The sequence below is a fragment of the Colwellia sp. E2M01 genome (assembly GCF_018860585.1).
Taxonomy (GTDB): Bacteria; Pseudomonadota; Gammaproteobacteria; order Enterobacterales; family Alteromonadaceae; genus Colwellia.
This window is the reverse complement of the sequence record NZ_JAHKPR010000001.1, coordinates 48,570-57,458: the sequence shown is the minus strand read 5'-3', so window position 1 is coordinate 57,458 and position 8,889 is coordinate 48,570. Positions and strand designations below refer to the sequence as shown.

6 protein-coding genes and 1 tRNA gene are annotated in these 8,889 nt (G+C 35.4%); 2 read left to right on the top strand and 5 right to left on the bottom strand.

Annotated elements, in window-relative coordinates; genetic code table 11:
- Positions 1 to 458: 458 nt before the first annotated feature.
- Both KO502_RS00225 and arsH read right to left on the bottom strand, forming a co-directional pair.
- A tRNA-Arg gene (locus tag KO502_RS00225) sits at positions 459 to 535 on the bottom strand.
- A gap of 211 nt (positions 536 to 746) precedes the next feature.
- The gene (gene arsH, locus KO502_RS00220; RefSeq protein ID WP_216020542.1) at positions 747 to 1,460 is read right to left on the bottom strand and encodes an arsenical resistance protein ArsH; all 714 of its coding nucleotides are present in this window, start codon (positions 1,458 to 1,460) and stop codon (positions 747 to 749) included.
- A 292-nt stretch (positions 1,461 to 1,752) separates the two neighbouring features.
- Between arsH and prsK the strand changes: the two genes are divergently transcribed.
- Both prsK and prsR read left to right on the top strand, forming a co-directional pair.
- Positions 1,753 to 3,786 carry an XrtA/PEP-CTERM system histidine kinase PrsK gene (gene prsK / locus KO502_RS00215; protein ID WP_216020541.1) on the top strand — a complete coding sequence of 678 codons (2,034 nt, stop codon included), beginning with the start codon at positions 1,753 to 1,755 and terminating at the stop codon, positions 3,784 to 3,786.
- 99 nt (positions 3,787 to 3,885) lie between these two features.
- A complete protein-coding gene (gene prsR / locus KO502_RS00210) occupies positions 3,886 to 5,235 on the top strand; it encodes a PEP-CTERM-box response regulator transcription factor (protein ID WP_216020540.1) in 1,350 nt (449 codons plus the stop codon).
- A 117-nt stretch (positions 5,236 to 5,352) separates the two neighbouring features.
- Here prsR and KO502_RS00205 read toward each other — a convergent pair whose 3' ends face one another.
- Genes KO502_RS00205 through KO502_RS00195 form a run of 3 tightly spaced genes read right to left on the bottom strand, consistent with a single transcriptional unit; the run spans position 5,353 to position 8,888 of the window.
- Positions 5,353 to 6,384: an XrtA/PEP-CTERM system-associated ATPase gene (locus KO502_RS00205; protein WP_216020539.1), complete on the bottom strand. Its 1,032-nt coding sequence runs from the start codon at positions 6,382 to 6,384 to the stop codon at positions 5,353 to 5,355.
- A gap of 1 nt (position 6,385) precedes the next feature.
- Positions 6,386 to 7,984 carry a TIGR03016 family PEP-CTERM system-associated outer membrane protein gene (locus KO502_RS00200; protein WP_252730424.1) on the bottom strand — a complete coding sequence of 533 codons (1,599 nt, stop codon included), beginning with the start codon at positions 7,982 to 7,984 and terminating at the stop codon, positions 6,386 to 6,388.
- A complete protein-coding gene (locus KO502_RS00195; RefSeq protein ID WP_216020537.1) occupies positions 7,959 to 8,888 on the bottom strand; it encodes an XrtA-associated tyrosine autokinase in 930 nt (309 codons plus the stop codon). Before KO502_RS00195 ends, KO502_RS00200 begins: the two co-directional genes overlap by 26 nt.
- Position 8,889: the final 1 nt, after the last annotated feature.

The window sequence follows — 8,889 nt, the reverse complement described above, 5'->3', positions numbered from 1 at the left end:
TTCGCTGGGCAAACAAAAAGGTCTCATTTTTTGCAAAATTCGTACCTAAAAAAATAACACTTTATAAACAATTGGTTACAAATAAAAAATATTATAAAGGGTTAAGGTTGTAAAAAAAACTGACATAGTTACCGAGATTATTTAAGTTTATTATTAAATCCCCAAGAGCTGCAACCAAATATTACTTTGAAAAAATAATTAGCTCATATTTTTAATACAGTTAGTTTGTTTACAGGTGTAACTGGTGCACTATTTCAAATGAGGATAATACCAGTTTAATAAAGCGTGTTATTTTATAATATTCAGCTTCAGGTGAAGTTTGTCGCAAATCTGTCACAGTTTTGTCGCAGATAAAATATAAGGAGTTGTGACAATAAAAAGTAGAAGTCGTAAAAATAATAATTATAAATGATGTTTTATTAAGGTATTTAATTATTATTTTTAGAAAAGTTTAGCAATGGCGCGCCATGCAGGAGTCGAACCTGCGACCTTCACCTCCGGAGGGTGACGCTCTATCCAGCTGAGCTAATGGCGCATAATACTAATTTTGACTGTTTCCCTTTTTTACCACTTTAACCCTGACCGTATCCTCCGGAGGGCGACGCTCTATCCAAGTGAGCTAATGGCGCATATTACTGTTTATAATTAAAGTGGCTTTGAGTTATAAATAAACCCGTTGAGCCACAGGTAGATAATTGACGAGCATTCTATAAAAAGCTTTTTGCTAATACTAGTACTTAATTGTTTTAAATTGATTTTTGATTAACACGTTTACTAAGTTGCTCTGCACTTTCTACTCGCTCTGAGTATCTATCGACTAAGTAATCCTTGTTATCTCTAAGTAGTAAGGTGAATTTCATTAACTCTTCTACTACATCAACAATACGGTTGTAATAAGCAGATTGTTTCATTTTGCCATCTTCTTCAAATTCTAAAAATGCTTTAGCCACTGATGATTGATTAGGAATAGTGAACATTCTCATCCATCGCCCCAAAACACGCATTTGATTTACCGCATTAAAAGACTGTGAGCCACCTGATACTTGCATAACGGCTAATACTTTACCTTGTGTGGGGCGAACGGCACCAATACTAAGAGGCATCCAGTCTATTTGGCTTTTTAAAATACTGGTCATGCTGCCATGACGCTCTGGAGAGCACCACACCTGCCCTTCTGACCAAATCATTAATTCTCGTAACTCTTGTACTTTTGGGTGTGATTCTTCGTCGGCATCGGGTTGCGGCAAGCCTTCGGGATTAAATATACGAGTTTCTGCGCCGTAGGCAGTTAACAACCTTGCACTTTCTTCTACCACTAAACGGCTATAAGAACGTTTTCTAATTGAACCATATAAAAGTAAAATACGTGGTTTATGCGCTTCGGGGGATGTTTTAAATTTATCTATAGTCGGAATATCGAAAGCATCGTTATTAATATTAGGTAAAGTGTCTGTTGTCATTAATCATTCCTTGCTGTGGAAAAGTAAAAATATAGGATCGTAGTGATAAAAATAATGAAAACTATGCCATATAGAAAAGCCTTAGTACAAACCTAGGTCGTAATTTAATAGGAATCTGATTGAATTATAAGAAAGGGCAATTTATGATAAATTTATTAGTAAGATTATTCATCGCTTAATAAAAAGTGTATGACTATGTCCCAGCCTATTTTTACATACTACTTCGATTAAGCTGATCAATTCTGTGCAAAAAAATCAACTTAATGGTGCCATACTTTAGGAACATATATAAATGGAAGTTATTGGTATATCAGGTTATTTTTTAGCAACAAGTGCTTATTTAGTATTTATATTATTGTTGTTAGCAGCCCGCAATAAAACCCTCACCGGTGGATTGGTATTGCTGGCGGCATTATTAGTTTTTGCTTCTTCACTTAGCGCCGCATTACAGCCTAAACAAGGTTTTTCATTGCTGATTATTATGGCAATAGAAACCTTCAAGCTTGCGGTTTGGTCTTTGCTTATTATTTGTACTCAAGCGAATATTAAGTCGATTAATGACTTTGTAACACACCCCAAAATTAAACAATATTTGAAGGTTTGGGTTGGTTTATCCTTACTTTGTTGGTTGGCAGTGTTCTTTGTTAATGACGGGGTAAGTTACTTATTTTTATTATTTTTATTATTAAATTTATGGCTATTAGTGTTACTTGAACAATTATACCGAAATGCAGAAGTTAAAGTTAAGTGGGCTATTTGGTCATTAATTATGGCGCTTGGTGTGTCAACGGTTTTCGATTTTATAGTCTTTGCTCAAGCGGCTATGGTTAATCAATTAGACTTTTCGTACTGGTACGCACGTGGTTATATTGTCGCTGTGGGTATGCCGTTAATCTTAATTAGCACCAGACGAATTAAAGATTGGTCGGTAGATGTTTTTGTTTCTCGTGACGTTGTTTTTTATAGTTCAATGTTAATGATTTCTGGCTTATATTTATTGCTGTTGGCCTTTGCTGGGTATGTAATTAATTACTTCGGAGGCTCTTGGGGTAATATTATCAGTATTGCTTTTTTGATTTTAGGTGGCTCTGTTTTAGCGGCTTTATTGGCAACTGAAAGATTACGTAAAGAAGTAAAAGTGTTTATTACCAAACACTTTTTTGCCAATAAATATGATTACCGGGTTGAGTGGCTTAAATCGATTGAGCAATTAGAAATTAATGAAAGTGATAATTATCATCAAACCGCGACCGACATTATTTGTTCGTCGTTGAATATTCATCAAGGCGCGTTAATTAAAAAGAAGCCTTCGGGTCAGTTTCAGTTACTCTATCAAGAGAACTTTAGCCTTGAACAAGCTGATTTAAGTTTTTTAAGTGCGGTTGATGATTTTTGTGTGCAGCATGGTTGGATTATAGATATTCGCGAGCTTGCACGGGTAGATGAAAGTTATCCTGGATTGTTCGTAGATGTTAAGTTTTGCAGTCAAAAGAATATAGATATTATTATTCCTATTTTTATGAATAAAACGATTTATGGCTTCTTTTTATTAGCAATGCCTAGCAAACAAGAGTTATTAAACTGGGAAGATAGAGATTTACTTTTCTCAATATCTAAACAATTAAGTAATTATTTATCGTTAAACGAAGCTAACGAACGTTTAGCTGAGTCTAAACAGTTTGATGCTTTTAATCGTATGTCTGCTTTTTTAGTGCATGATTTAAAAAATATTCAAGCACAATTGGGGTTAATCAATAGTAATGCTAAGCGTCATAGAGATAACCCAGAATTTATTGATGATGTTTTTGAAACTATTGAGTCTGCAACAGCGCGACTTGAAAAAGTATTAACACAATTACGTAATAAGCAAGTTGCTGAGTCGAGCAGTAAAGAAGTGAATATTGCAGCTTTAATCACTGAAGTCGTTAAACAGCGCAATGTGCAACTGCCTAGCATCAAAATGGAAGTGTCAGTTGAAGATAATATTGCGATAGATGCCGAAACTTTTTCATCAGTATTAAATCACTTATTACAAAACGCACAAGAAGCGACAAATGATAACGGCTGGGTTACTATTGTTGCTAAAGTTGAGTCTGATAACTTATTGATTAAAATCAGTGATAACGGTTGTGGCATGTCGGAGCAATTTATCGCTAATAGGCTATTTAAGCCCTTTGATACCACTAAAGGTAATGCCGGTATGGGGATTGGAGTTTATGAGGCTAAACAGTTTATAGAGGGGCTTGGCGGTATTATGCAGGTCACTAGCCGTGAAAATGAAGGTAGTGAATTTAATATAACTATTCCATGTGATTATTCAGCATAAAATGATGTATTAAATTGCCGTATACTCACTGTAATTAAAAGAAAAACTGTAACTTAAATAAAAAAATAATAGAATTTAAATAAAGGAAATAGCATCGCTATGGAAAAGTTACTGATTGTTGATGATGATCCAGGTGTACAAAAACAGTTGAAGTGGAGCTTAGCTGACTATGAGGTTGTGTTAGCTGATAATCGCGAAAGCGCTATTGCTGCTGTGCGCCGATATGAGCCTAAAGTGGTGACTCTTGATTTAGGTTTACCACCAGATGAAACCAATGCCAGTGAAGGTTTAGCGGCGTTAAAAACTATATTAGAAATAGCCCCGCACACTAAAGTTATTGTGATAACGGGTAATGATGACCGGAGCAATGCGTTAAAAGCGATTGAAATGGGCGCTTACGATTTTTATCAAAAGCCTGTCGATGCTGATGTTATCAATGTAATTGTATCGCGCGCTTTTAGTTTAGCTAACATAGAAAACGATAATCGTAGCATGAAGTCTGTGATTGGCTCAGATTGCGGTATTATCGGTAGTAGCGAAAGCATTGATAGATTACGTCTTATGGTGCAACGTATTGCGCCGACCGAAATCACTGCTTTATTATTAGGTGAAAGTGGTACGGGTAAAGAGGTAACAGCAAAAGCCATTCATAAAGTGAGTGACAGAAGCGATAAGCCTTTTATCGCGATTAACTGTGCTTCTATTCCTGAAAATTTATTAGAAAGTGAATTATTTGGTTTTGAAAAAGGTGCTTTTACTGGAGCTCATAAAACAACGTTAGGGAAAATAGAATGTGCCCAAGGAGGTACATTATTTTTAGATGAAATTGGAGATATGCCCTTCCCTTTACAAGCTAAATTATTGCGTTTTCTACAAGAAAAAGTCATTGAACGTTTAGGTGGGCGCAAAGAGATACCCGTTGATGTGCGCGTGGTTTGTGCAACCAATCAAGATCTTGAAGCCATGGTTGCCGCTAAAGAATTTCGAGAAGATCTTTTTTATCGAATTACTGAAATCACTTTAAATATACCGCCATTGCGAGATCGCGATGAAGATATTCTTATTTTAGCTAATTTCTTCTTACAACAATACGCGGCTGAATATAAACGTAATGCTAAGTCTTTTGCTGATGATGCCTTATATGGTTTACGTCAGCATAAATGGCCAGGTAATATTCGAGAGTTACAAAACAAGGTTAAGTCATCGGTTATTATGAGTACCACCAATCAAGTTACGGCGTTTGATTTAGGTTTTTATGATAAAGAAAATGCAGAATATGAATTGTCGTTAAATTTACGGACGGTACGAGAACATGCAGAAACTATTGCGATTCAAAAAGCTTACGCATTAACCGAAGGGAATATGTCTAAAACGTCAGAGTTATTAGGTATTACTAGACCTACGCTGTATTCGTTAATTGAAAAGTATAATATTGCGATTAATATTTAGTTTTATTATTTAGTTTTATAAAATAACTTAGAGCACCATTTAGTTAGTATTAACGAATCTAAATGGTGCTTTTTTGTTTAACAGCAGTAATTACGCTGCGGTTTCTTTCTATTCTTTCTATTCTTTATTAGTTTGCGCTTTGGCAAATTCACGACTTTTTTGCTTTAACAGCTTATCGATATAACGTGTCATTTTAATCTTATGTTGAATAGAATTTTCTAGTATTTCTTCTACTTCTCTTAAAACATTTTTTATGTTTTCAACGTTTTCGCTTGAATTTATTGCCAACGGTTGTGCTTGCTCGGTACTTTTTAATGCGGCTCCGTTAAGTGAGCCTGTAAGCTCAACAGACATTTCGCTGGCGACTTCATTAATAACATCACAGTTAATCGTTGTGAGCTCTTCAAGAAAGCCAAATAACAGTAAACGATCAACAAAGATGTTTATTTTTCTAGGCACGCCAAGGGTTTTTTCAAAGATCACTTGAAAAGCGTCATCAGGAAATAGTGCTTCTTTATTGCAATTAGCCTGCACTAAACGATGATTGATATAATCTTTTACTTCTTCAACTGTTAATGGTCTTAGGTGCGCTGAAGCTATGATGCGCTGTCTAAATTGTTCCATATTAGGCGCAGATATAATGTCTTTTAACTCTTCTTGACCTAATAAAAAGCTCTGAATAAGTGGCTTATTATCAAGCTGAAAATTAGAAAGCATGCGCAGCTCTTCAATGGTTTCTGACGGTAAGTTTTGCGCTTCGTCTACTAATAATAATGCCCGCTTACCTTGCTTGTGTAAACCAACTAAAAACGACTCTATAGCACGTAATAAGTCAGCTTTACTGTTTCCTGCCACTGGTATTTTAAATTCGGCAGCAATAAGTTCAAGTAGCTCGTCAGGTGATAATTTAGTGGTAACTAACTGTGCTGCTACAATATTTTCATCAGCAATATTAGCTAATAAATTACGAGCAATAGTTGTTTTACCTGTACCAATAGGACCAGTAATAACGATGAAGCCTTCACCTTGTTCGAGTCCATATTGCAAATATGATAAAGCGCGTTGATGGTGGCTTGTTGCAAAGAAAAAACGTGGATCAGGGCTTAATTGAAAAGGACGTTCACTAAAGCCGTAGTAACTTTCGTACATATTAAAAATCTTTTGTTAAGTTAATAGAAGCTCGTGCCTCGGTATAGTCATAGCGAGCGATATTTGATTCTCTATCAAGGTATTGTAGAGTAAAAAATGTATTGAGTGATGACGCTAAGCTTTTATCATAAGTCGCTGAAATGGTTTTATATCTATCATCTTGATATGGACCTCCAGGTATATATTTATCAAAAATATTCTGGGTGTAATCAACAAATACAGTCATGTTACTACGCGAGCTTAAACGACGAGTCATAGTCAAGCGGGCATCAGCATATATATCAACTATATTAGTACTTAAGCTTTCTGTTTGGTTATATGATGCTGCAAAGGTAAAAGTTGTTCGAGATAGTGCTAACTTGGTTTGCCATAACCATATTTTATTTAAAGTGAATTGATTACTTTGCTCTAATACCGATGTAGTTATGGGAATACTTTCAAAACCATTAGTGTTATCAGGCACTTGCCCTGGCGGTAAACAATCATTAATACTTGCAGCGTTAGTTGGACACCATAAATCATTATCAATCTCTTGATAATTAGTACGTTCAAAAGCGTTTATTGTTTCATGATAAGAAACAGTGTTAGTTAATCTTCTGGTACGGTGCGTAAAGTCTAGCTCGTAAGAGTCACCAAAAAAACGGGTTGAATAACCAGCTTTAAGTGAAGTTCGCTCTGATGGTTGCCAGTCTATATTAATGGCAGTGTAATCATCACTGGTTTGATTTTCACCAATAATATAGTTGTAGGATAAATCTATTATAAAGTGTTTACTGGCCTGAAAACGAATACCTGGTCCCCAAGAAGGGATGGCTTCAGGGTTACTGCCTTGTAATGTGCCTGTTACCCTTTCATTATAAATCCGAAGAAAAGGGTTAATTTTGTAATCTGTTATAGCCCCTATTTTGGTTTCAAATTGATAGTTTTCACTGGTGTAACCTTCATTTTTTTGATTAATAAAATTACCATTAACATCCCAAAAAACATTACGTGCAGCGCTACCATTAACACTATTTATAGTGGCTGAAAACCCATGGCTTTCGCCTATATCATCTTCTGTTTGTACGTTGTTATAAATTAAAGAAGTACCTAAAATATAGTTACTGTTACCACTATTAAAAGTCAGCCCTACTGCGTTGTCTATTTGTTGAATAGTATCGCCTGTTATTAAATCAGCTAAGCTGTTTTCAGTGGCGTTTCTGTTAATATTACTCACTGATGAACTAGCAATCACCTTTAGGTTGTCTTGCCAAAGGCTATATGAAGCATTAGTGTTGAGTGCTAAATAAGCATTGTTTTTTTCACTGTCATGGCTATAACCCGCAAAGGTTTCGGTGCCTGAGAAAGAAAATTGCAACTTTTTTGAAGTGTAGTTTGCATCGGCGCCAACGATAAATTGGCTAACTAAGCTAGATACTTTGTCGGTATTTGTTAAATTTATATTGTTTGTGTAAGTTTCGGTAAGTCCTAAACTAGGCACAAAAGTCCACTCACTCGCTAACAAAGTGTTTGGAGTAATGCAGCTATATAACAATAAACTTATTGTTATATAGCTGGCTTTTATTTTTAGAAAATTACTGGTTTTTACGACCATAGCCATATCCATAATAGCCGTAGATATCTTTCTTAGAACGAATAGTTTTATTCATCACTAAGCCTAAAGCGATATCACTATTGAGCTGACTTACCGCTATTTTTACATCATCTGTTTTAGTTTTTGACTCTTCAACCACAACAAGTGCTTGGCCTACTAGATCTGATAAAACCGGTGTTTCTGTAACCCCTAATATTGGTGGGCAATCAAAAATAACAATTCTGTCTGGGTAACGTTCAGCCAACTCTTTTGCTAAATTAGCCATACGCTCACTGGCTAATAACTCATTGGTTAAGTGATGTGGTTTACCTGCAGGGACTAATTTTAAGTTATCAATATTGGTGCTGTAAATAATATCTGAAATAGATGAAAGTTCGCCAAGTAAGTATTCAAGTAAGCCCTTCTTACTTTCAAATTCTAATTCGCGGTGCAAACTAGGTCGTAATACGTCGGCATCAACTAAGAGTACAGTTTTGTCTTGTTCAAGCGCAATACTTAGCGCTAGGTTAATCGCGACATAGGTTTTACCTTCATTAGGATGAGAGCTACTCACCATAATTAAGTTACTATGATTCAACGTTTTTGAAGCTAAACCAAAGGCATTATTCAATAATTTACGTTTAATGTGTCTAAACTCTTCTTGAATATAATGAGTGCTATCGGGGCTATAAATAAAACCGCGCTCATTAAGCCTTTCACCATTAAGTATTATCTTATCTTTATTGTCATTGCTTTGTGTTTGCGCAGGTATGTTATCTATATTGTCGGTATTGGGTTTAGCAACAGCGTTATTGCTAATATTACTTTCAATGTTATCAGCGCTTTTTTCAACAGTATCGTTAGTGTCGTTATTCGTTTTGCCTTGTTGCGCTAACTTTTGCTTAGCCAAGGCTTTTTCAATAATACTCATG

Bases quoted from the DNA above. Each gene is read 5' to 3' on its own strand.
- KO502_RS00205 (WP_216020539.1), bottom strand. From the start codon at position 6,384: ATGTACGAAAGTTACTACGGCTTTAGTGAACGTCCTTTTCAATTAAGC.
- prsR (WP_216020540.1), top strand. From the start codon at position 3,886: ATGGAAAAGTTACTGATTGTTGATGATGATCCAGGTGTACAAAAACAG.
- arsH (WP_216020542.1), bottom strand. From the start codon at position 1,460: ATGACAACAGACACTTTACCTAATATTAATAACGATGCTTTCGATATT.
- KO502_RS00200 (WP_252730424.1), bottom strand. From the start codon at position 7,984: ATGGCTATGGTCGTAAAAACCAGTAATTTTCTAAAAATAAAAGCCAGC.
- prsK (WP_216020541.1), top strand. From the start codon at position 1,753: ATGGAAGTTATTGGTATATCAGGTTATTTTTTAGCAACAAGTGCTTAT.
- KO502_RS00195 (WP_216020537.1), bottom strand. From the start codon at position 8,888: ATGAGTATTATTGAAAAAGCCTTGGCTAAGCAAAAGTTAGCGCAACAA.